Genomic DNA, 19,580 nt, shown 5'->3' with positions numbered 1-19,580 from the left:
CGTCTCCCTCCAGTGCTGCGGAAAGAGACGGAACGGACGACGGTGCCGTTGCACCGTCCGGGTCACGAGTCGGTCAAGGCTCCCGGCTCGTGCCCGTTCGAAGGCTCGACGAGATGTTTGAACGCCTGCAGGTTCGCCAGCGACTCGCCGCGCGAGACGCGCCAGTCCCATTCGCGTTTGATCGATTCGGCGAACCCGAGTTCCAGCAGCGTGTTGAAATCGCCGTCGGCGGCCTCCAGCACCTGCCCGAGGATCTTGTCCAATTCGGCTTCGGTGACCGTGTCCAAACCGAACCGGCCGACCAGATAGATATCGCCGATCGCGTCCACCGTGTAGTGCACGCCGTACAGTTTCGCGTTGCGGCGCAACAGAAAGCGGTAAACGTCCTCATGGGACTCGTCGGGACGGCGGCAGACGAAGGCTTCGACGGCGAAAGCGTGGTCACCGGCGACCAGCCAGCAGTTGGTCTGCAGTTTCTTGGTGCCGGGCAACGTGACGAAGTACCTTCCCTCGCCACGCCTTTCGTATTCCAGGCCCGCATTGTCCAAAGAGGACCGCAAGGTCTCGTCGAGCGTCAAACCGCCACCTCCGCGCGCTGTTCGAGGGCACGCCGGAACGCGCCGGTCGCCTGAGCGTACGTGTCCAGCAGGCGGTCCGTCGTCCGGCGCCAGGAGAAGCGTCGCGCGTGGACGACGGCGTTGGCCGAAAGCTCGGCACGCCAACCGGGCCGCAACGCGACGTTCGCGAGCGCGCCCGCCCAGTCCTTCGCGTCGTGCGACGGCACGAGCAGCCCGGAGACGCCGTGCGGAACGGCGACCGGCAGCCCGCCGACCTCCGCCGCGATCACCGGCGTCCCGCAGGCCTGCGCCTCGAGCGCGACCAGCCCGAACGACTCGTTGTAGCTCGGCACGGCGACGAGGTCGGCCGCCCGGTAGACGTTGACCAGCGACCGGCCCGGCTGCGGCGGCATGAACCGGGTCTGCGCCTCGATCCCGAGGGAAACGGCCAGCTCACGCAGGGCCTGCGGCTGCTCAAGTCCGGTCCCGGACGGGCCGCCGACGATCAGCACCACCAGCCGCGACGCCAGCTCCGGCCGCTCGCGCAGCATTTCGGCCGCGGCCAGCAGGAGGACGTCCGGCGCCTTCAACGGCTGGATCCGGCCCGCGAAGGCCAGGACGATCGCGTCCGTCGGAAGACCCAGCGCCCGGCGCGCGGCGGCCTGGGAGCCGGGCGTGAAGCGGTCGAGGTCGACACCGGGCGGGATGGCGTGCACGGCGTGCGGGTCGGCGTCGTACAGCTCGATCAGCTCGCGGGCCTCGACGCGGGTGTTCGCGACCAGGCAATCCGCCTCCTCGACGACCTGCTCCTCGCCGATCACGCGGGTGCGCGGCTCGGGGGTGTCGCCCTCGGCCAGCGCGGCGTTCTTGACCTTGGCGAGGGTGTGCGCGGTGTGCACCAGCGGCACGCCCCAGCGGTCGCGGGCGAGCCAGCCCGCCTGGCCGGAGAGCCAGTAATGCGAATGGATGAGGTCGTAGTAGCCCGGTTCGTGGAACGCCTCGGCCCGCAGCACCCCTGCCGTGAAGGCGCACAGCTGCGCGGGCAGCTCGTCGCGCCCCAGCGGCTCGAACGGCCCGGCCGGGATGTGCCGGACCAGCACCCCGGGCGCCAGCTCGGCGACCGGAGGCTGATCCGAGGACGTGGCCCGCGTGAACACCTCGACCTCGACGCCCCGGCGGGCCATCTCGGTGGCCGTCTGGCTCACGTAGACGTTCATGCCGCCGGCGTCGCCGGTACCCGGCTGCTCCAGCGGAGAAGTGTGCAACGACAGCACCGCGACGCGCCTGGGCGCGGCGTCGAACCCGTGCAGAGGGATCGTCACCTGGTCAACACTCCCGAAGTCCTACTGATCGGCGAACCCGCGCAGCAGTTCACCGAACTCGTCCGCCGCTTCGGCGAACGGCAGATGCCCCACCTCAGGTAGCCAACGCACGACGGCCCCCTGAATCTTCCCCGCCGCGTATTCCGCGGACGTCGGGTCGATCACAGCGTCCGCGAGACCATGAACGATAAGTGCCGGTTTGTCCAGATCGCGCAGCACGTCCTCGCTCCCGACGTCACGCCGGAACAGCGCGGAGCGCACCGCGGGCGGCGTGGAAAGGCAGGCGCCGAGCAGCGATTGGGTGAGCGTGCCGGACACCGGGGCGGCCGTCATCCGCGCGCTGAACTGCACCAACGCGGGAATCGCGACCGCCGGATCGTCGGAAAGGACCGCCGGGATGGCGTCGCGCATCGCGGGCCCGACCTTGCCGCCGGGACGGTTCTTGCCGATTTCTGTGATAGCGCCCACAAAAACGACGCCGGCGAGCCGCGAAGAGCCGTGCACCCGGAGGTAGTCGGTGATGACCAGCCCGCCGTAGGACCAGCCGACGACGATCGCGTCCTCACCGGCGAAGTCGAGAACGGAGGCGAGATCCTCCGCCCAGACGCGGGGATCGTCGTAGCCGGCGGAGGGCACTTCGGAGTCCCCGTGCCCGCGCAGATCCATCGCGACCAGGCGGAACCGCTCGCTGAGCGCGGGATCCGCCAGCTGCGGCGCCCACGCCCGGCTCGACTGGGCCCAGCCGTGCACGAACACGATCGGACGGGTGTTTTCGGCGCCCTCGACCCACAAGCCGATGCGGGTCCCGCCGTAGCCGACTACCTCGGTCTTCATGCATCGCAGCCTAGGAGGTCACGACACGTGTGGGGCTCACGAGGCCGAACGGCTATTTGACCGCCGAGAGGGCCTTCCAGGACTTCCAGTCGTAGAACCAGTTCTTGACGTCCGATTTGGTCGGGCTGCCCAGTTTCGAACCGGTGATCTCGACCGGGTCGCCGATCATCGCCGAGTCGAAGTACTTCTTGGCGTCCGCTTCGAGCAGGTTCACGCAGCCGTGCGAGGTGTTGGCCTTGCCGATGTTCGCCGCGTTGTCCTGGTTCTCGTGGATGTACTCGCCGTTGTTCGAGATCCGGCAGGACCACTTCTTGTTGACGTTGGTGTAGCCGTAGCGCGCGTTGTCGAACCGCGCCGTCGGCTCCTTCGTCATCACGATGAACGTGCCGTTGGGGGTGTTGCGCTGGACGTCGCCGTCGAGCCCGTTCGAACACGGGTAGCTCGCCGATTCCGACCCGCCCCGGTAGACCTTCATCACATGGTCCGGGGTGTTGATCTTGACCACCTGGTTGCGGCCGATCTTGAACTCGGTGGTCACGTCGGCCTTGCCGTACGCGCCGCCGCCGAGCGCGACGCCGTAGAGCTTCGCCTCGACGTTGACCTTGATGTTCGCGGGCCAGTACTCCTTGGGCCGCCAGTCGACCTGGGTGTCGGACAGCCAGCCCCAGGAGCCCTCGACGTCCTTGTCGGTCTTCACCTTGAGCGCCTTCTCGGCGGCCGCCTTGTCCTTGACCGGGGACGCGAACTTCACGCTGATCGGCATCGCGACGCCGACCTCGGCGTCGTCGGTCGGGTTCAGCGTGGCGCGAACCTCCTTGGCGGGCTTGACCGTGCTGAACGAGCCCTTGAACTCGGCGGGCTTGTTGTCGCTGCCGGTGGCCTTCGCGGCGTACGTGTACGTCTTGCCGTAGCCGAGGACCTCGGTGCTGGTCCAGGTGAGCCCGTCCGCGGAAAGCTCACCCTTGACGTCCTTGCCACTGTCTCCGGTGACCTTGACCTCGGTGAGCTTGCCGTCGGCGACCTTCACCACGACCGGCGTCACCACGGACGCGTCCTTGGCGTCGGCGGCGGGTTCGGCGGTGATCTTCGCGACCGGGGCGGCGCCCTGTTCCCCGCCACCACTGCCTTCCGGCTTGGCGTTGCCGCCTTCTTCGCTGGAGCAGGCGGCGGCCAGCATGGCCGCACCCGCGGCGAGCGCGGCCTTGAACACCGTGCGCCGTTCGATCACCGTGTACCTCCCATGAAGATCCCCGCGAGCTTCTACCCGCTCAGCGCCGGGAACCCCTCCGACGTTACCCGCGGCGACGGAACTCACCCTCGCCCCTCAGAGTGATAGACGCACGAGGGTGGCGTCGGGTTGTTCGGTCAAAGCGCGCAGTTGATGAGCAGGGGTTCAGGGTGCAGTGAAACGCCGAAGCGAGCCTCGACGCCGTCGCGCACTTCGCGCGCCAGATCGAGCAGGTCCTGGGTCGAGGCCTTACCCCGGTTCGTGAGCGCGAGCGTGTGCTTCGTCGACAGCGAGACCCGGCCGCCAGGCCCTTCGTGCCCCTTCGCGAATCCCGCACGCTCGATCAGCCAGGCCGCGGACAGCTTCGTGCCGCCGGGCGCCGGGTACTGCGGCACGCGCACGTCCTCCCCGACGACGTCCACGATGCCTGCCAGCACCTTCGCCAGCCGCGCCTCGCCGATGATCGGGTTGGTGAAGAACGAGCCCGCGCTCCAGGTGTCGTGGTCGTCGGCGTCCAGGACCATGCCCTTGCCGCGACGCAGCCCGAGGACCGCTTCGCGTGCTTCGGCGGCCGGGACCCGGTCACCGATCTCGACGCCGAGCGTGCGGGCGAGTTCGGCGTAGCGGATCGGGGCGGAGAGGCCGTCTTCGCTGACCTTGAAACGCACTGTGAGCACGACGCCCGCGTCGGTCCCCTTCAGGATCGACGTGCGATACCCAAAGCCGAGCTCTTCGGCGGTCAGCGTGCGGATTTCGCGGGTGGCACGGTCGTAGAGATCGACCGAGACCAGGGATTCGGCCACCTCGCAGCCGTACGCGCCGACGTTCTGGATCGGCGTCGCACCGACCGAACCGGGGATCCCGGAGAGGCATTCGAGCCCGCCGATGCCCTCGGCGACCAGGCCCTCGACGAAACCGTCCCAGTTCTCTCCCGCCGCGACCTCGACGAGATCTCCGTCACGCGTCCAGCCGGTGTTGCCGACCTTCAGCACCGTGCCCTCGAAACCGTCGTCGGCGACGACGAGGTTCGAGCCGCCGCCGAGCAGCAGGACCGGCTCGCCCGCTTCGTCGGCCTCGCGGACCGCGTCGACCAGGGCCTGCACGGTCTTCGCCTCGGCATAACGCCGCGCCGGACCGCCGAGGCGCAACGTGGTGTGGTCGGCGAGGGTGGGAGTTTCGGCAGTGCTCACACCCGTGAACGGTACTGTCTGGCGCCATGGCCTCCCGTATCGAGCACCGCTCAGCGTTCTCCGCAGACCTCGCGACCACGTTCGACGCGGTCGCCGGCGAGGCGGCACTGCGGGCGCGGCTGGAGCAGATCGGCGGCGACGACGCGGAGCTGCTGGAGTACGTCCCGGCCGAGGGCGGAGTGCGCTACAAGCTGCGTCAGGGCATCAGCTCGGACAAGCTCCCGTCGGCCGTGCGGACCCTGCACCGGGGCGACCTGATCGTCGAGCGCGAGCAGAGCTGGAAGGCGGCCGGGGACGGCTACACCGGCACCGCGACGGCGGCGGTCTCGGGCGTGCCGGGCGAGATCACCGCGAAGACGTCGCTGACCGCCGAAGGCGAGCGGACGACGCTGGTCAACAGCGGCCAGGTCAAGGTGCGGATCCCGTTCGTCGGCGGAAAGCTGGAGGGCGTGATCGCCGAACAGGTCACCAAGCTGCTGGAGCGCGAGGCGGAATTCGTCGCGAAATGGCTGGCCGAGCGCTGAACCCGGTCGGGGCACCGACACGGGGCACGACCAACCCCAACCGGCTCCGGCGGGTGGACCGGTGGCTCGCGAGCGATCCGGGCGTGACGCGGCTGCTGCACCGCGCCGACGAACCGCTCGTGGTGGACCTCGGCTACGGCGCCTCACCGGTGACCACGGTCGAGATGGCGCGATGGCTGCGCACGGTCCGTCGCGACGTCCGCGTGCTGGGTCTGGAGCTGGACGCCGAACGGGTCGCCGTCGCGCTATCCGCCGTCGACAAGCCGTGGCTCGACTTCCGGCGCGGCGGCTTCGAACTGGCCGGGACGCGGCCGGTGCTGGTACGCGCGTTCAACGTCCTGCGGCAGTACGACGAAGCCGAGGTCCCGGGTGCGTGGTCGCTCATGCTGGACGCGATGACACCGGGCGGGCTCCTCGTCGAAGGCACCTGCGACGAGATCGGGCGGCTGAGCACCTGGGTCGCCGTCGGACACGACGGACCGCGCACCCTGACCCTGTCGGTACATCTCGCCAGCCTGGAACGTCCGTCCACAGTGGCCGAACGACTGCCCAAGATCCTGATCCACCGCAACGTTCCCGGTGAACGCGTCCACGAACTACTGTCCACTTTGGATACCTGCTGGGCGACGGCGGCGCCGCATCAGAACTTCGGCGTCCGTGCCCGCTGGGCGCACGCCGTCCACCTGCTCACCGCCCGGGGCTGGCCGGTGCTGAACCGGCCGTCGCGCTGGCGGCTGGGTGAACTCACGGTGCCGTGGTCCTCGGTGGCCCCGGACTAGGAATTCACCGGTCGAACCCCGCTCCGTCACCCCAAAGCGACCTGCGGTGATCACCATGGAACCGTGGAACTGCTGGAGTACGTCACCGGGCTGCTCGAGGGCACGCTCGGATCGCCCTGGCTGTGGGTGATCGTGTTCCTCGTGTCCGGGTTGGACGCGCTCCTGCCGTTCATGCCGAGCGAGACCACCGTCATCACCGTCGCCGTCCTGATCGGCACGGACTTCGCCCAGCTGGCGCTGCTCGCGCTGATCGCCGCGCTCGGGGCCTGGCTGGGCGACTGCCTCGGCTACACCGTCGGCGCCGCCGCGGGACCGCGGGCGCTCGCCCGCCTGCAGCGCGGTCCGGACGGGATCCGGCGCTACGAATGGGCGAAGATCCAGGTGCGGCGCAACGCCGTCCTGTTGATCCTCGCCGCCCGCTACCTGCCCGGCGGCCGCGTCGCGAGCGGGCTCGCCAACGGCAGCCTCGGCTACCCGCCACGCAAGTTCGTCCCTCTCGACGCCCTCGGCGCGGGCATCTGGGCGGTGTACAGCGTCCTGATCGGGCTGGTCGGCGGAGCGGCCTTCGCGGACGAACCGGAGAAGGGCCTTCTGCTGTCCTTCGCACTCGGCTTGCTGCTGGTCGCGGCGATCGAGATCGGGCGGCGGGTCCGCGTCCGGATACTGACCCGACGCCGCGCGGCGGCCGGGACCAGCGACAATGGTGTGCGTGTCGAACCCTGAACGTCGCTATGTGATCTCCTTCGGCTGCCCCGACCGCACGGGCATCATCGCCCGCATCTCGGGTTTCCTCGCCGAGCACGGCGGTTGGATCGTCGAAGCGGCGTATCACACCGACCCCGACACCGGCTGGTTCTTCACCCGCCAGGTCGTCCGCGCCGATTCGCTCCCGTTCGACGCCGCCGAACTGCGCACGCGCTTCGCCGAGGTCGCGAAGTCCCTTTCGAACGAGTCGAGCTGGCAGGTCAGCGACACCGGCGAGCGCCGCCGCGCGGTGATCCTCGTCTCCAAGGCCGGGCACTGCCTCTACGACCTGCTCGGCCGGGTCGCGTCCGGGGAACTGGACGTCGACGTCGCCGCCGTCATCGGCAACCACGCGTCGCTGGGCGACATCACCCGCGCCCACGGCATCCCGTTCCACCACGTCCCGTTCCCCGCCGGGGACCCGGCCGCCAAGGCATCGGCGTTCGCCGAAGTACGGAAACTCGTCGACGAGCACGATCCGCACGCCGTGGTCCTCGCCCGGTTCATGCAGGTCCTGCCGCCGGAGCTGTGCGAGGCGTGGGCCGGGCGGGCGCTCAACATCCACCACAGCTTCCTGCCGTCGTTCGTCGGCGCGCGGCCGTACCACCAGGCCCACGCGCGCGGGGTGAAACTCATCGGCGCGACCTGCCACTACGTCACCGCCGATCTCGACGCCGGCCCGATCGTCGACCAGGACGTCATCCGCGTCGACCACGGCGACTCGGTCGAGGACATGGTCCGCAAGGGCCGCGACATCGAGAAGGTGACGCTGGCGCGCGGGCTCCGGTGGCATCTGGAGGGCCGCGTGCTGGTGCACGGGAACCGGACTGTCGTCTTCTAATGGTTCACTGGGGTCATGGGGACCTCAGAGATCAAAGTGATCGAGACGCACGAAGCGCTGCGTGAGCACCTCGGCCACCCGGCCGAACGGACCAAGGGGAAGATCATCCCCTTCCTCGATCCGCACGCGCGCACGCTGATCGAGCACTCGCCGTTCTACCTGCTGGCGACGGCGTCGGCCGACGGGACCTGCGACGTCTCGCCGCGCGGCGACCCCGCCGGTTCCGTGAAGGTGCTCGACGACAAGACGCTGGTGCTGGCGGACCGGCCGGGCAACAAACTGCTCGACAGCCAGACCAACATCCTCGAAAACCCGCACGCCGGGCTGCTGTTCCTGGTGCCGGGGATGAACGAGACCCTGCGGATCAACGGCCGCGCGAAACTGGTCGCGGACGCGCCGTTCTTCGACGACCTCGTGGTCAAGGGGAAGCGGCCGGCTCTGGCGATCCTGGTCGAGGTCGAAGAGCTGTACATGCACTGCGCCAAGGCTTTCCTGCGGTCATCGCTGTGGAAGCCGGAGACGTGGCCGGAGCGGTCCAGCCTGCCGACGGCGGGCCAGATCTTCCGTGACCAGATGAAGCTGGACATGTCGGCGGAGGCGCTCGATGCCGCGCTGACCGAAGGCGCGCTCACGACGCAGTACTGAGCCCCCACACGCGCTATGAAAGGTCCTTTCCTTGCAAATTTTGCAAGGAAAGGACCTTTCATGGCATCGGGAGGCGGGTCAGACGCGGACCAGCATCTTGCCGGTGTTCGCCCCGCCCAACAGGTCCAGGAACGCCTGCGGCGCGTTGCGGATACCGTCCACAATGGTCTCCGAGTACTTCAGCCGCCCGGAGGCGACCAGCGGAGCGACCTCCTGAACGAACTGCGGCTGCAGCGCGTAGTGGTCGCCGACCAGCATGCCGCGCATGGTGAACCGCTTCGCGATGATCGACGCGAGATTGCGCGGCGCCGCGGCCGGTTCGGTGTTGTTGTAGACCGAGATCATCCCGCAGATCGCCATGCGGCCGTGCAGGTTGATCGAGTCGATGGCCGCTTCGAGGTGCTCGCCGCCGACGTTGTCGAAGTACACGTCGATACCTTCGGGCGCCGCCGCGCGCAGCTGCTCGATCACCGGGGCGTCCTTGTAGTTGAACGCCGCGTCGAAGCCCAGCTCGTCGGTCAGCCATTTGACCTTGTCGTCGGTGCCCGCGCTGCCGATGACCCGCTTCGCGCCCTTCAACTTCGCCAGCTGGCCGACGACGGACCCGACGGCGCCCGCCGCGCCGGACACGAAGACGGTGTCGCCTTCCTTGAACTCCGCGACCTCCAGCAGCCCGGCGTACGCGGTGAGCCCGGTCATGCCGAGGACGCCGAGGTACGCCGTGATCGGGGCGGCCTCCGGGTCGACCTTCACCGCGTGCTTCGCGGCGACGACGGCGTGCGAACGCCAGCCGAGGCCGTGCAGCACGATGTCACCGGGTTTGAAATCGTCCACGGTGGACTCGATCACTTCGCCGACGGCGCCGCCGTGCATCACCTTGCCGACCTCGTACGGCTCGGCGTAGGACTTCGCGCTGCTCATCCGGCCGCGCATGTACGGATCCACGCTCAGCACCTGGTTGCGGACCAGGATCTGCCCTTCGCCCGGCACCGGGATCTCGACGTCGGCGATCTCGAAATTCTCCAGCGTCGGAACACCGTGCGGACGGGAGGCGAGCCGGATCTCGGTTGCGTTCACGAGGTAACTCCAAGTCTGTTGCCGAAGCGGGGCGGTCGCCCCGTATTCACGACGGGTACAACGAGCTAACCGGGGCGCCCATTCCGATTGTGGCGAGGGCTACACGACCTCGGCGAGCTTGCCGAGCACACCCTCGTAGATCCGCTTGAGCCCGCCGGGCGCGAAGGTCTTCTCGAAGAAGCCGCCGATGCCGCCCGCGCCGTCCCAGGTGGTCTCGATGCGGACGAGGCTGCCGTCCGGCACCTCGCGGACGGTCCAGGTGGTGACCATGCTGGAGTTCGCGTCGGTCTCAACGAGGGTGCCTTCGGACGGCTCGGTCACCGTCGCGGCGACGTCACGCACGCGCTTCGACGTGGCCTGCAGCTTCCAGCGCGCCTTCGTGCCCGCGCCGACGCCGCCTTCCGTGACTTCGTAGTCGCGGTAGTGCTCCGTCAGCAGCTTCGGCCGGGTTTCGGCGTAGTCCGCGACGAGCGCCCTGACCTTGTCCGCCGGCGCCTCGATGGTGCGCTCCGCGACGGCCGTGACCTTTCCCATCCCACTCCCTTTCACCCGTGTGGCAAGACAGCGTCCACGATTCCACCGCTGCTCGCAGAGGGAACGCGCACCCCCTGCCCGGATGCAAGGAAAGGTCCTTTCCTCGCAAATTTTGCAAGGAAAGGACCTTTCATGGCACGCGAAGGGGGCTAGATGAGCGACTTCTCCTTCAGCCAGTCCTTCGCGACATCGGCCGGCTTCTCGCCGTCCGAGTCGACGCGCTTGTTCAGCTCACGCAGCTGCACGGTGTCGAGGGCCTTGCTCACGGCGTTGACGGCGGCCGCGAAGTCGGCGCCGCGCTCGTCGAGGACCTTCTTGTTCACCGCGGGCACGACGTTCTCGGTCGGCACGATGGCGAGGTCGTCCTCCAGCGCCACGAACTGCGGGTCGCCCACGAGCGGGCTCACCGAGTCGACCGGGATGACGGTGACCTTGCCGGACCGCAGCTGTTCGACGCGCGGGCCCGCCTCCTGCACCGTCTGGAACGTGGCCTTCAGCTTGTAGACGTCGGTGAAGCCCTTGAAGCAGGGAAGCCGCTTCTCGCACTCCGGCCCGCCCGCGACGACGACGTTGTCGACCTTGGACAGGTCGCTGATCTTCGCGAGGCCCTTCTCCTTGGCGAGGTCGGCCTTCACGATGTAGGTGTTCTTGTCCTCGGCGGGCGAGTAGTCCAGCAGGCCGATGCCGTCGGGCTCGAACAGCTTCTTGAGCTGTTCGTGCTCGCCGGCCGCGTCCTTCGCGGCCTCCTTGCCGAAGCCGGTGGTGATGGCGGCGCCCTGGTATTCCGGGATGAACTGGAGTTCGCCGGATTTCAGCGCCGGGTAGATCAGCTCGCGCGAACCGAGGTTCAGCTTGCGGGTGATCGGATATCCCTTGGCCTCCAACGCGTTCGCGTACAGCTCGGCGAGGATCAGGCTGTCGGTGAAGTTGAAGGAGGCGACCACGATCGGCGCCCCGCCCTTGCTCTGCGCGGCCGGGGCCGCCGCGTCGTCTCCGCCCCCACAGGCGGTCATACCGAGGATGGCGGCGGCGAGCACCGCGCCCACTCGAACGTTCCGTGTCCAGCGCACGTGCACACTCCTATGACTCGTTCAGAGGAATGAACCGTATCCCCGGGTCACGACAGAATCCACATTTTGAGAGTTGCACCCCTTGCGCTCCCAGAGAACGGAATCCGACGCCCCGAACGGGGTAAGGTCGGCCGGTGCGAGCATCCTCCGTGTTCCCCGTTCCCGCCCAGGGCGGACGGCCGCTCTTCGAGTGGCGGTGGGTGGACCGCAACCTCGACGAGATCTTCGAGCGGCTCGGCGAGCACATCACGCTGACCGCGGCGGCGCTCGCCATCGGACTGGTGGTGTCGATCGGTGTTTCCGTGGTCTCACTGCGTCGCCGGTGGTTCTACGTCATCGCGCTGAGCACCGCGGGTTCGCTGTACGTCATCCCGAGCCTCGGCGCCTTCGCCGTCCTGGTTCCCTTCACCGGCCTGACTTCCTTCACCACAGCGGTGATCCCGTTGGCGACATACACGTTGCTGATCCTCATCCGCAACATCGTCACCGGCGTCGAACAGGTCCCCAAGGAAGTCCGCGAAGCCGCGATAGGCATGGGTTTCACCCGTTCGCGATTGCTGTGGCAGGTCGAACTCCCGCTCGCGCTGCCGGTGGTTATCGCGGGTCTGCGGGTCGCGGCGGTGACCACGATCGGGCTCGTGACGGTGACCTCCATGCTCGGCAAGGGCGGCCTGGGGTACTTCATCCGCAACGGCATCCAGACCGCGACACCGAATCCGACGTCGATCATCGTGGGTGTCGGGCTTTCCGTGGTGCTGGCCGTGGTGGTGGATCTGCTGCTGTGGCTCGGTGGGCGCGCGCTCGCGCCGTGGTCGCGGAAGGCGGCGTCGCGATGAGCATCATCGACCAGACCATCGAGTGGTTCGGCGAGCCGAACCGGTGGAGCTGGACCGATCCGGCGGGCGTGCCGTACCGGACGGTCGAGCATCTCCAGTTCTCCTTGCTGGCACTGGCGATCTCGGCCGTGCTGACGATCCCGCCCGCGTTGTGGCTGGCGCACTACCGCCGCGCGCAGTTCCTCGCGACCAGCGCGGTGAACATCGGCCGCGCGATCCCCAGCTTCGGACTCGTGATCCTGTTCTGGTTCCTGGCTTCCCGGCTCGAAGTCGACACGACCTTCTGGCCGTTGATGCTCGCGCTGGTGGCCTTGGCGCTGCCGCCGTTGTTCACCAACACCTACGCGGGCGTCATCCAGCTGGAGCAGGAAACCGTCGACGCCGCGCGGGGAACCGGCCACCGTGAGTGGCAGATCATGCTGCGCCTGGAGTTGCCGCTCGCGTCACCGGTCATCCTCGCGGGTGCCCGCGTCGCGTTCCTGCAACTGGTGGCGACCGTCGCGATCGGCGCGATCGTCAACGACGGCGGCGGGCTCGGACGGTACATTGTGGACGGTTTCGCGCTCGGCGATCCCGGCCACGGAGAGATCCTGGCGGGCGGTATCGCGGTCGTCGTGCTGGCGTTGGTATGCGAAGGGGTTTTCGCGCTCGTCACGCGTTGGGTGACCCCTCGCGGGCTGGCGATCCAGTCCCGCGCGGAAACCCGTTCCTGAGCGCCGAAACCACCGTCGTCACCGCCGGGCCCAACGCCCGGTCCTCCTCGACGGGCGGCACCAGCTCCCGCAGCCGCTCGTAGGTCGCGCGCAGCTCCGGCGCCCCGTCCCCGGACGCCAGCCACCGCGCCTGCGAACCCGTGATCAGCTCGCAGGCCGTGATGGCGAACATCCGCGCACAGGCGTCACGGAGCGGGTTCCCCGCCGCCCAGGCGAACGCCTGCACGTCCTCCTGACCACCGGAAGTGTCGAGGGAACCCAAGGTCGCGGGCGTGGCCAGCCGCCGCAGCGCGTGCAGCTCCCCCACCGCGCGTTTGTGCAACGGCACCAGCCCAGCCCGCGGCCCCGGTTCCACCGCGAGCTGCGCGGGCAGGCCGCTGAACCGCTCGTCGAGCAACCGGTGCGTCCGCTGCACGCTCACTTCGCCGAGATGCACCAGCGCCGCCGTCACCGCGTCCATCCGCAGCCCGAGTTCGACGGCGTGGAACCCGGTCGTGGACACGAATTCGCCGTCGAGGAACACGGGTGAATCGGTCGGCATCGAGCGCCTGAGCACCTCGTCCAGTTCGGCGGCGACCCGCGTCAGATGCGCGAGCGCGCGCGGAGCCACCCGCACGGAAACGGGCGCCTGCACGACCGGCCGTTCGACGGCACCTCGGATGAGATCGTTCACTTCGCGCAGGACCGAACGCAGCACCTGATCGTCTCCGGCCAGCGCGGGGCGATAGATCCCTTGCGGCGCACCGAGAACGTCGATCGCGATCGCGGCGGCGAGCGTCTGGAGAGCCACCAGCTGCCGGACCTCGGCCCGCCCGAAAGCGGCGAGCGTCTCCGCCAGCGGCGAGCCCTGGATGAGGGTCGCGGCCTCCTTGAGACCGGGCTCGTACGGCTCCGCCAGCACTTCCGACGCGGGTGTCTCGACGCCGTCCACCAGCACGGTCCCGATGCCGAGGAAGGTCTGAAAGGCGTGCGCCAGCGGGATGATCTCGCCGGCGCTGCCCAGCCCCGTCCGCGGCACGGCGGGGGTGAACCCCTCGTTCAGCCGGTCGACGAGGAACGTCACCAGCTCCGGACTGGCGCCCGCTTCGGGTGCGAGCAGATCCCGCAGGCGCACCAGCAGCAGCCAGCGCACTTCCTCGGCCGAGAGCCAGGGCGGTCCGCCGACGGCACGGCCGATCAGCAGGTTCCGCTGGTACGCGTTCGACGCGGGCGCGGCGACCCCCGCGAGCCGCCCCATGCCGGTGTTCACGCCGTAGACGGGGCGCTCATCCAGCGCGGCGAGGACTCGGGCGCGGTTCTCGCCGAGCCTCGCCGGCAACGCGGGGTCGAGTTCGAGGACCTCGGCCTCGAAGGCCGAAGTCAGCGGAAAGTCCTTTGTGGACAGCCTCACTCGACGGGGCGCGCGAGCCCGTCGATCACCTCGGCGCCGGGCAGGGACGCGAGGACCGAGCCTGGGATCAGCAGCTTGCCGCCGCGGATACCGCTGCCGATGACCAGTTCGGGTTCGTCGGCGACGCGCTGGTCGACCAGGATCGGCCACTCCGCGGGCAGGCCGACCAGCGTGATGCCGCCGTACTCCATTCCGGTGAGCGAGACGGCCTCGTCCATCGGGGCGAAGGAGGCCTTGCGCACGTCGAGGCGGCGTTTGATCACACCGTTCACGTCGGCGCGGGTGGTGGCGAGGATCATCGCGGCGGCGAAGCGGACTTCACCGGCGCGTTTGCCGGCGACGACGACGCAGTTCGCGGACGCGGAAAGCGGTGAGCCGTACGCCTCGCAGAAGGCGGCGGTGTCGGCCAGCTCGGCGTCGATCTCGACGACGCCGACGGCGTCCGGATCGGGCAGGGCGGCGAGTGCCTTCGCGACGGGCTCGGCGAGCAGATCCGTGCGGGTGAGGGCGGGGACGACGGTGAGGGTTCCGGCGATGGTCCAGGTGGTCACCCGGCCACCTTAATCACCAGTTACGGCCGCCGCGCTGGACCTCGATGAGCTTGGGGCGGACGTCCACGAGGTAGACCAGGACCGCGACCAGCGCGGGCAGCCACAGGATCATGCCGCCGCCGTAGAACTGGAAGAACGTCAGCACCACGGTGGCCCCACCGGTGATGAGCATCCAGATGGGTTTGGTCTTCCGATCGGCGGCCGAATACGCGTCCGCACGCTGCAACAGCGCATGCACGAACGCGAACAGCCCCGTCAGCGCGCCGCCCCAATGGATGGCGATGAGGATCCAGTTGGCAACGAACACGGACTCAGCTTACGTCAAACCGGGCGAATGACCCGGGCCCCCGGCACCGAAGCGGTGCCAGGGGCCCTGGAATTCACGCGGACCTTACTTCTCGGTGGTCTTCGGCGCGGTGGCCGGCTTCTTGGCGGCCGGGCTGGTGGTGCGGCGCGCGGTGGTCGTGGTCTTCGGCGCGGTCTTGTTGGCGACCTTGCGCGAAGCCGAGCGGGTCTCGTGCGCGAGGTCGTCGCCGATCTCCTCGACCTCGTCGGCGATCTCGCCGGCGACCTCGGTCACCTTGCGGGCGGTCTTCTCGCCGACGGAGCGGGTGCCCTTGGTGACCTTGCCGAGCACGGTGTCGATGCGCTCGCGGGCGTCGGTGGTCGCACCCTCGACGCGGTCCTGCGCGGTGCTGATCGCGTCCTCGAGCTGCTCGATGGCCTTCTTGACCTGCGGCTGCGCGGCGATCTTGTCCCACGCCTGCTCGCCCGACTCGGCCAGCTTGTTGTACAGCTTCAGCGCGGCCTCGGTGTAGTCGTCGATGACCTTGCGCAGCTCGGCCGGGTCCAGCTTCTCGCGGAGACCCTCGACGTCGTGCGGGAGCTCTTCGATGTTCTTGCGGGCGGTCTCGCTGCCCTCGACGACCTTCTCCTTGGCCTTCGACACGGCGTCGACGACGGCCTGTCCGGCCAGGTTGCCGGCACCCAGGGCGGCCAGCAGCGGCGTGCGGACCTGGTCGAGGGCGGTGTGCTTGCGTTCGGTCTTGGTGGCCGTGGTCATGCTGACTCCTTGGATTCTTCGACTTGGTCTTCGGTTTTCGCCTGGGCCGCCTGCTCGGGTTTCGCGGCGGCGTTCTCGCGGCGGAACGATTCGTAGACGTCGAGCAGGACCTGCTTCTGCCGTTCGGTCAGCTCGGTGTCGGCGCGGATCGCGTCGCCGACCGGGCCTCCCGTCGGCAGATCGAGGATTCCCGCTTGCACGTAGAGCGCCTCGGCCGAGATACGCAGGCCCTTGGCGATCTGCTGCAGGATCTCCGCGCTGGGTTTGCGGACCCCGCGCTCGATCTGGCTCAGGTACGGATTGGACACGCCGGCGAGTTTCGACAGCTGCCGCAAGGAGATCTTCGCGTTGCTGCGCTGCTGGCGGATGTACTCGCCGATGTCGGAAGCGATGTCCGCGACCTTCTCCATCGGTCCGCCCGATGTGGGCTGATCCCGGTCGGTGTCTGACATCGGTCACCTCCTCGCGACGTCATCAACGCTACGCCCGAGTGCTAGCAATTGCAAGCACTCTGCTTGCAACCATCGGGTGTGTTGGTGCTCACCCGGCTACCGTGGAGGGATGTCGAACGCCACGCGGCTGCGGCGGCGCCTCGTCGAGCATCTGCTCGCCGAGGGCGTGCTGCACGACGCGCGCTGGATGACCGCGTTTCGCTCCGTGCCGAGACACGTCTTCCTGCCGCGGTTCTTCGTCCCGGCGGCGAACGGCTGGGCCGCGGTCGAACACGGCGACGACGAGTGGCTCAAACGCGTCTATTCCCCCGACGTGCTGGTCGTGCAGCTGGACGACGATTCCGGGCTTTGGGAACGGGCGCGATATCTCGGCGCGCAGCCGGGAACGCCGACGAGTTCGTCCAGCCAGCCGTCGATCATGGCGATCATGCTCGAAGAGCTCCGGGTCGCCGACGGGAATCGCGTACTGGAGATCGGCACGGGCACCGGGTACAACACCGCGTTGCTGTGCCACCGGCTCGGCGCCGGGCTCGTGTACACAGTGGACATCGACCCGGTACTCGTCGACGCCGCACGCAAACGGCTCGCGGAAATCGGATACGTGCCTTCGTGCGCGGCGGCCGACGGCGCCGAGGGCTTCCCGGCGGGAGTGCTCTACGACCGGGTGATCTGCACCTGTTCGGTGTCGTCGATCCCACCCGCGTGGCTGGCGCAGACGATGCCCGGCGGGCTGATCGTCACCACGCTGAACCGGCCGATCGGCGGCGGGCTCGTCCGGATCGTCGCGGGCGAAGGCGCGACGGGGCACGGGCGGGTGCTCGCACGCGACGGGCGCTTCATGCCGCTTCGCGCGCATCGGTTCAAGCAGTCGAAGCTGCCGGACGGCGACGTCACCTGGCGGCCGACCCGGCTGCCGATGGGGGTGCTCACCGAGGTCCGCAGCCGGTTCGAGTTCTTCGCCGGGCTCTGCCTCCCGGGCGTGACGGCCTCGCGGGACGGCCGGCGCACCGCCTTGGTTCATCCGGACGGCTCGTGGATGCGCCATCGGCAGGCGGGCGACGGGTTCGAAGTGGCCGAAGGCGGCCCCCGGAGGCTGTGGGAGGTCGTCGAAGCCGCGTACGAGGAATGGCTCGACCTCGGCCAGCCCGGGCGGGACCGGTTCGGGCTCAGCCTCGACGGGGAAGAACAGGTGATCTGGCTGGATTCACCCGATGGCCGCACTTGGCCGTTGGGCTCCTGAAAGCAGGCCGCGCACCCACTTCTCGACATGGTCGACGGCGTCTTCGACCGGGATGTGGGTGGTGTCGAACAGCTCGACCGGCGGCCGCATCGCGGACGCTTCCGCTTGCAACCACGCGTTGAACTCCAACATCTCCTCGACCCGCTCCTCGTCCCACTCGCGCCAGGCGGGCCGCGCGAGCAAACGCTTGCGCAACGCGTCGGGCTCGCTGACGAGCGCCAGGTAGTGGATGTCGGAGAAGAAGACGCGCTCGGGCAACCGCTCGAACTCGGGCGGCGCGACCGTGCCGCACAGGACGACCGGCCGCCCGTTCTGATGCAGCATCGCCGCCATCCGCAGCCAGGTCGAGCGGAACGCGGGGTGGCCGGGGACGTCGTCGCGCAACGCCCCGGTCCACAGCACGTCCTGTTCGACCACGAGCGCGAGATCGCCGAGCCGTCGCGCCAGCAGCGGCCCGACCGTCGACTTGCCCGCGCCGCTCGGTCCGGTCAGCGCGAAGAGCGGGAGCCGCCGGAACGGCCACCGGTGCGCGCACACCGCGCACACCAGCAGCCCGCTCTCGACTCGTGGCCGTCCGGCGCGGTCGCCGCAGGCCGGGCAGATCTTGAGATCGAGGACCACGGTCAGTCGAAGAGGCCCTCGAGGAAGCCACCCTTACGACGCTTGTGGCCGTATCCGTGCGGAGAGTCCGCGTATCCGCCGCGGTACCCCTTGGGCGAGTCCGAGTACCCGCCCCGGTAGCCCTTCGGCGAGTCGGCGTAGCCCCCACGGTGCGGGCGCGGCGAGTCCGGACGGCCGTAATGCGGCGCCGGCGCGTGCCCACCTCCCTGATACGGCGGGGGCTGGTGCCCGCCGCCGCCGTAGTACGACGTCTCGGCGTTGGTGATGGCTTCCAGCTCTCCCCGGTCCAGGAAGATGCCGCGGCATCCCTGGCACTGGTCGATGTGGATGCCGTTCTTGTCGACGGTCTTCATGGCGTTCTGGCACTTCGGACAAATCACGTATCAGAGATTACGCATTTTCGGCTCGCGAGGTCAGCAGGCGCACAGACAAAACGGGTGCCCGACCGGATCCGCGTAGACCCGGAAGGTCTCCGGCGAGTCGTCGAGCAGCTTCGCGCCGATCGCCAGCGCGCGCTCGTGCGCGGCCTCCATGTCGGTGACGTCGAGGTCGACGTGGGCCTGCTGCGGGTTCTCGGCGGACGGCCACGCGGGCGGCCGGTAGTCCGGCACGCGCTGGAACGAGAACCGCGCACCGCCCTCCGGGTTCCGCAGGGTCACCCAATGGCCGTCTTCGGCGACTTCGGCCGTCTTCCAGTCGAGCAGCTCGCGGTAGAACTCCGCCAGCGCGACCGGATCCGGGCAGTCGAGCGCCACCGCGCCGAAGGTCGGTACCGCACCCATGGTTCAGCCTCCAGAATGATCGAGTAACCAGTGAACCGAGTATGAGGGTTATCAAAGCCGATGACAACCGGTCTCGCCCGTACACTGGGCGGGGTGAACACCGACGCGTCCCTGGTGGTCGAGTTTCTGAACACGGTGAACGTCGAACGCGGCACCGACCTCCTGGACGAGCTGGAGTCCTGGCAACGTTGGGCCCGCGATCACCGGCTGCGAGCGGATACCCCCGCGGCCGCGCGCGAAACGCGGGACGCGCTGCGGGCGGCGATCGGCGATCCGCGACTCCCCCGGCTCGGCCTGCGCGCCCCGGCGGAGATCGTCCTCGGCGCCGAAGGTCCGCTCCTGGTCTCGGAAACGGTCTGCGAGGCGGTGCTGGCGGCGTCGACCCGGCTGACCGTGCTCGGCGAATGGATCCGGCTCAAGATCTGCCCGGCGGACGACTGCCTGTGGGCGTTCTACGACGAATCCCGGAACCGGTCGAGGACGTGGTGCTCGATGCGGGCCTGCGGGAACCGGGAGAAGGCGCGGGCCTGGCGGGCCCGGACGGCGGACGTCTCGACCTGAGCGTGCTTGGACCCGTCACTCGCCCT

25 protein-coding genes are annotated in these 19,580 nt (G+C 69.0%); 9 read left to right on the top strand and 16 right to left on the bottom strand.

The genetic code is table 11. The features are described 5' to 3' along the window. Positions 1 to 62: 62 nt before the first annotated feature. The 5 genes from AMK34_RS19455 to AMK34_RS19435 all read right to left on the bottom strand — a co-directional run bounded on the left by AMK34_RS19455 (position 63) and on the right by AMK34_RS19435 (position 5,131). Positions 63 to 578, bottom strand: a complete 516-nt coding sequence (locus AMK34_RS19455) for a YbjN domain-containing protein (RefSeq protein WP_038520174.1) — start codon at positions 576 to 578, stop codon at positions 63 to 65. Continuing rightward, positions 575 to 1,879 (bottom strand): D-inositol-3-phosphate glycosyltransferase, encoded by a 1,305-nt coding sequence (mshA, locus tag AMK34_RS19450; RefSeq protein ID WP_083649906.1) that lies wholly within the window; start codon positions 1,877 to 1,879, stop codon positions 575 to 577. Before mshA ends, AMK34_RS19455 begins: the two co-directional genes overlap by 4 nt. 21 nt (positions 1,880 to 1,900) lie before the next feature. Continuing rightward, positions 1,901 to 2,713 carry an alpha/beta fold hydrolase gene (locus tag AMK34_RS19445; RefSeq protein WP_073846219.1) on the bottom strand — a complete coding sequence of 271 codons (813 nt, stop codon included), beginning with the start codon at positions 2,711 to 2,713 and terminating at the stop codon, positions 1,901 to 1,903. A 52-nt stretch (positions 2,714 to 2,765) separates the two neighbouring features. Then, positions 2,766 to 3,941, bottom strand: coding sequence for a L,D-transpeptidase (locus AMK34_RS19440; protein WP_038520179.1), 1,176 nt, complete (start codon positions 3,939 to 3,941; stop codon positions 2,766 to 2,768). Positions 3,942 to 4,078: 137 nt separating this feature from the next. Further along, positions 4,079 to 5,131 (bottom strand): UDP-N-acetylmuramate dehydrogenase, encoded by a 1,053-nt coding sequence (locus tag AMK34_RS19435; protein ID WP_073846218.1) that lies wholly within the window; start codon positions 5,129 to 5,131, stop codon positions 4,079 to 4,081. Between the two features lie 26 nt (positions 5,132 to 5,157). Here AMK34_RS19435 and AMK34_RS19430 point away from each other — a divergent pair, with 26 nt between their 5' ends. The 5 genes from AMK34_RS19430 to AMK34_RS19410 all read left to right on the top strand — a co-directional run bounded on the left by AMK34_RS19430 (position 5,158) and on the right by AMK34_RS19410 (position 8,664). Beyond that, a complete protein-coding gene (locus AMK34_RS19430; RefSeq protein ID WP_073846217.1) occupies positions 5,158 to 5,655 on the top strand; it encodes a DUF2505 domain-containing protein in 498 nt (165 codons plus the stop codon). Beyond that, entirely contained in the window at positions 5,637 to 6,434 is a 798-nt protein-coding gene (locus AMK34_RS19425; RefSeq protein WP_073846216.1) for an SAM-dependent methyltransferase, read from the top strand. Before AMK34_RS19430 ends, AMK34_RS19425 begins: the two co-directional genes overlap by 19 nt. Positions 6,435 to 6,497: 63 nt before the next feature. Next, on the top strand, positions 6,498 to 7,157 hold the full coding sequence (locus AMK34_RS19420; RefSeq protein ID WP_073846215.1) for a DedA family protein: 660 nt from the start codon (positions 6,498 to 6,500) through the stop codon (positions 7,155 to 7,157). Continuing rightward, positions 7,135 to 8,019, top strand: coding sequence for a formyltetrahydrofolate deformylase (gene purU / locus AMK34_RS19415; protein WP_198941684.1), 885 nt, complete (start codon positions 7,135 to 7,137; stop codon positions 8,017 to 8,019). Before AMK34_RS19420 ends, purU begins: the two co-directional genes overlap by 23 nt. Before the next feature lie 15 nt (positions 8,020 to 8,034). Next, positions 8,035 to 8,664 (top strand): pyridoxamine 5'-phosphate oxidase family protein, encoded by a 630-nt coding sequence (locus AMK34_RS19410; RefSeq protein WP_038520194.1) that lies wholly within the window; start codon positions 8,035 to 8,037, stop codon positions 8,662 to 8,664. A 78-nt stretch (positions 8,665 to 8,742) separates the two neighbouring features. On the opposite strand, the gene AMK34_RS19405 is transcribed toward AMK34_RS19410, so the two are convergent. The 3 genes from AMK34_RS19405 to AMK34_RS19395 form a co-directional block, all read right to left on the bottom strand. Then, on the bottom strand, positions 8,743 to 9,741 hold the full coding sequence (locus AMK34_RS19405) for an NADP-dependent oxidoreductase (protein WP_038520197.1): 999 nt from the start codon (positions 9,739 to 9,741) through the stop codon (positions 8,743 to 8,745). A gap of 99 nt (positions 9,742 to 9,840) precedes the next feature. Next, positions 9,841 to 10,275 (bottom strand): SRPBCC family protein, encoded by a 435-nt coding sequence (locus tag AMK34_RS19400; protein ID WP_073846213.1) that lies wholly within the window; start codon positions 10,273 to 10,275, stop codon positions 9,841 to 9,843. Positions 10,276 to 10,424: 149 nt separating this feature from the next. Continuing rightward, positions 10,425 to 11,345 carry an ABC transporter substrate-binding protein gene (locus AMK34_RS19395; protein ID WP_073846212.1) on the bottom strand — a complete coding sequence of 307 codons (921 nt, stop codon included), beginning with the start codon at positions 11,343 to 11,345 and terminating at the stop codon, positions 10,425 to 10,427. Between the two features lie 149 nt (positions 11,346 to 11,494). Here AMK34_RS19395 and AMK34_RS19390 point away from each other — a divergent pair, with 149 nt between their 5' ends. Together AMK34_RS19390 and AMK34_RS19385 are read left to right on the top strand one after the other, a co-directional pair. Continuing rightward, complete coding sequence (locus AMK34_RS19390) at positions 11,495 to 12,181, top strand: ABC transporter permease (RefSeq protein WP_073846211.1); 687 nt, start codon at positions 11,495 to 11,497, stop codon at positions 12,179 to 12,181. Then, positions 12,178 to 12,894, top strand: a complete 717-nt coding sequence (locus AMK34_RS19385) for an ABC transporter permease (RefSeq protein ID WP_038524566.1) — start codon at positions 12,178 to 12,180, stop codon at positions 12,892 to 12,894. The genes AMK34_RS19390 and AMK34_RS19385 overlap by 4 nt, the downstream gene beginning before the upstream one ends. Here AMK34_RS19385 and AMK34_RS19380 read toward each other — a convergent pair. The 5 genes from AMK34_RS19380 to AMK34_RS19360 form a co-directional block, all read right to left on the bottom strand. Further along, the gene (locus AMK34_RS19380; RefSeq protein ID WP_073846210.1) at positions 12,833 to 14,284 is read right to left on the bottom strand and encodes an aromatic amino acid lyase; all 1,452 of its coding nucleotides are present in this window, start codon (positions 14,282 to 14,284) and stop codon (positions 12,833 to 12,835) included. The two genes, AMK34_RS19385 and AMK34_RS19380, sit on opposite strands and share 62 nt — an antisense overlap. Beyond that, a complete protein-coding gene (locus AMK34_RS19375; protein WP_073846209.1) occupies positions 14,281 to 14,835 on the bottom strand; it encodes a YbaK/EbsC family protein in 555 nt (184 codons plus the stop codon). Before AMK34_RS19375 ends, AMK34_RS19380 begins: the two co-directional genes overlap by 4 nt. A 13-nt stretch (positions 14,836 to 14,848) precedes the next feature. After that, entirely contained in the window at positions 14,849 to 15,142 is a 294-nt protein-coding gene (locus AMK34_RS19370) for a DUF2516 family protein (protein ID WP_037333051.1), read from the bottom strand. A gap of 84 nt (positions 15,143 to 15,226) precedes the next feature. Next, on the bottom strand, positions 15,227 to 15,898 hold the full coding sequence (locus AMK34_RS19365; protein WP_038520208.1) for a hypothetical protein: 672 nt from the start codon (positions 15,896 to 15,898) through the stop codon (positions 15,227 to 15,229). Then, complete coding sequence (locus AMK34_RS19360; protein WP_051972878.1) at positions 15,895 to 16,308, bottom strand: helix-turn-helix domain-containing protein; 414 nt, start codon at positions 16,306 to 16,308, stop codon at positions 15,895 to 15,897. The genes AMK34_RS19365 and AMK34_RS19360 overlap by 4 nt, the downstream gene beginning before the upstream one ends. Before the next feature lie 151 nt (positions 16,309 to 16,459). Here AMK34_RS19360 and AMK34_RS19355 point away from each other — a divergent pair, with 151 nt between their 5' ends. Next, the gene (locus AMK34_RS19355; RefSeq protein WP_073846208.1) at positions 16,460 to 17,590 is read left to right on the top strand and encodes a methyltransferase domain-containing protein; all 1,131 of its coding nucleotides are present in this window, start codon (positions 16,460 to 16,462) and stop codon (positions 17,588 to 17,590) included. On the opposite strand, the gene AMK34_RS19350 is transcribed toward AMK34_RS19355, so the two are convergent. Genes AMK34_RS19350 through AMK34_RS19340 form a run of 3 tightly spaced genes read right to left on the bottom strand, consistent with a single transcriptional unit; the run spans position 17,555 to position 18,993 of the window. Continuing rightward, positions 17,555 to 18,211, bottom strand: coding sequence for an AAA family ATPase (locus AMK34_RS19350; RefSeq protein ID WP_073846207.1), 657 nt, complete (start codon positions 18,209 to 18,211; stop codon positions 17,555 to 17,557). The genes AMK34_RS19355 and AMK34_RS19350 overlap by 36 nt on opposite strands. A 2-nt stretch (positions 18,212 to 18,213) precedes the next feature. After that, positions 18,214 to 18,591: a TFIIB-type zinc ribbon-containing protein gene (locus tag AMK34_RS19345; protein ID WP_073846206.1), complete on the bottom strand. Its 378-nt coding sequence runs from the start codon at positions 18,589 to 18,591 to the stop codon at positions 18,214 to 18,216. A gap of 33 nt (positions 18,592 to 18,624) precedes the next feature. Then, on the bottom strand, positions 18,625 to 18,993 hold the full coding sequence (locus AMK34_RS19340; RefSeq protein WP_073846205.1) for a VOC family protein: 369 nt from the start codon (positions 18,991 to 18,993) through the stop codon (positions 18,625 to 18,627). A gap of 93 nt (positions 18,994 to 19,086) precedes the next feature. On the opposite strand from AMK34_RS19340, the gene AMK34_RS19335 reads away from it, so the two are divergent. After that, entirely contained in the window at positions 19,087 to 19,554 is a 468-nt protein-coding gene (locus AMK34_RS19335; RefSeq protein ID WP_043847862.1) for a CGNR zinc finger domain-containing protein, read from the top strand. Positions 19,555 to 19,580 lie beyond the last annotated feature (26 nt).

It is taken from the genome of Amycolatopsis sp. CB00013 (genome assembly GCF_001905755.1).
GTDB classification, from domain to species: Bacteria; Actinomycetota; Actinomycetes; order Mycobacteriales; family Pseudonocardiaceae; genus Amycolatopsis; species Amycolatopsis japonica.
This window is presented reverse-complemented; position numbering and strand designations above follow the sequence as displayed.

Bases quoted from the DNA above. Each gene is read 5' to 3' on its own strand.
- AMK34_RS19340 (WP_073846205.1), bottom strand. From the start codon at position 18,993: ATGGGTGCGGTACCGACCTTCGGCGCGGTGGCGCTCGACTGCCCGGAT.
- AMK34_RS19430 (WP_073846217.1), top strand. From the start codon at position 5,158: ATGGCCTCCCGTATCGAGCACCGCTCAGCGTTCTCCGCAGACCTCGCG.
- AMK34_RS19425 (WP_073846216.1), top strand. From the start codon at position 5,637: ATGGCTGGCCGAGCGCTGAACCCGGTCGGGGCACCGACACGGGGCACG.
- AMK34_RS19365 (WP_038520208.1), bottom strand. From the start codon at position 15,898: ATGACCACGGCCACCAAGACCGAACGCAAGCACACCGCCCTCGACCAG.
- AMK34_RS19400 (WP_073846213.1), bottom strand. From the start codon at position 10,275: ATGGGAAAGGTCACGGCCGTCGCGGAGCGCACCATCGAGGCGCCGGCG.
- AMK34_RS19385 (WP_038524566.1), top strand. From the start codon at position 12,178: ATGAGCATCATCGACCAGACCATCGAGTGGTTCGGCGAGCCGAACCGG.
- AMK34_RS19445 (WP_073846219.1), bottom strand. From the start codon at position 2,713: ATGAAGACCGAGGTAGTCGGCTACGGCGGGACCCGCATCGGCTTGTGG.
- AMK34_RS19360 (WP_051972878.1), bottom strand. From the start codon at position 16,308: ATGGAGAAGGTCGCGGACATCGCTTCCGACATCGGCGAGTACATCCGC.
- AMK34_RS19410 (WP_038520194.1), top strand. From the start codon at position 8,035: ATGGGGACCTCAGAGATCAAAGTGATCGAGACGCACGAAGCGCTGCGT.
- AMK34_RS19355 (WP_073846208.1), top strand. From the start codon at position 16,460: ATGTCGAACGCCACGCGGCTGCGGCGGCGCCTCGTCGAGCATCTGCTC.
- purU (WP_198941684.1), top strand. From the start codon at position 7,135: ATGGTGTGCGTGTCGAACCCTGAACGTCGCTATGTGATCTCCTTCGGC.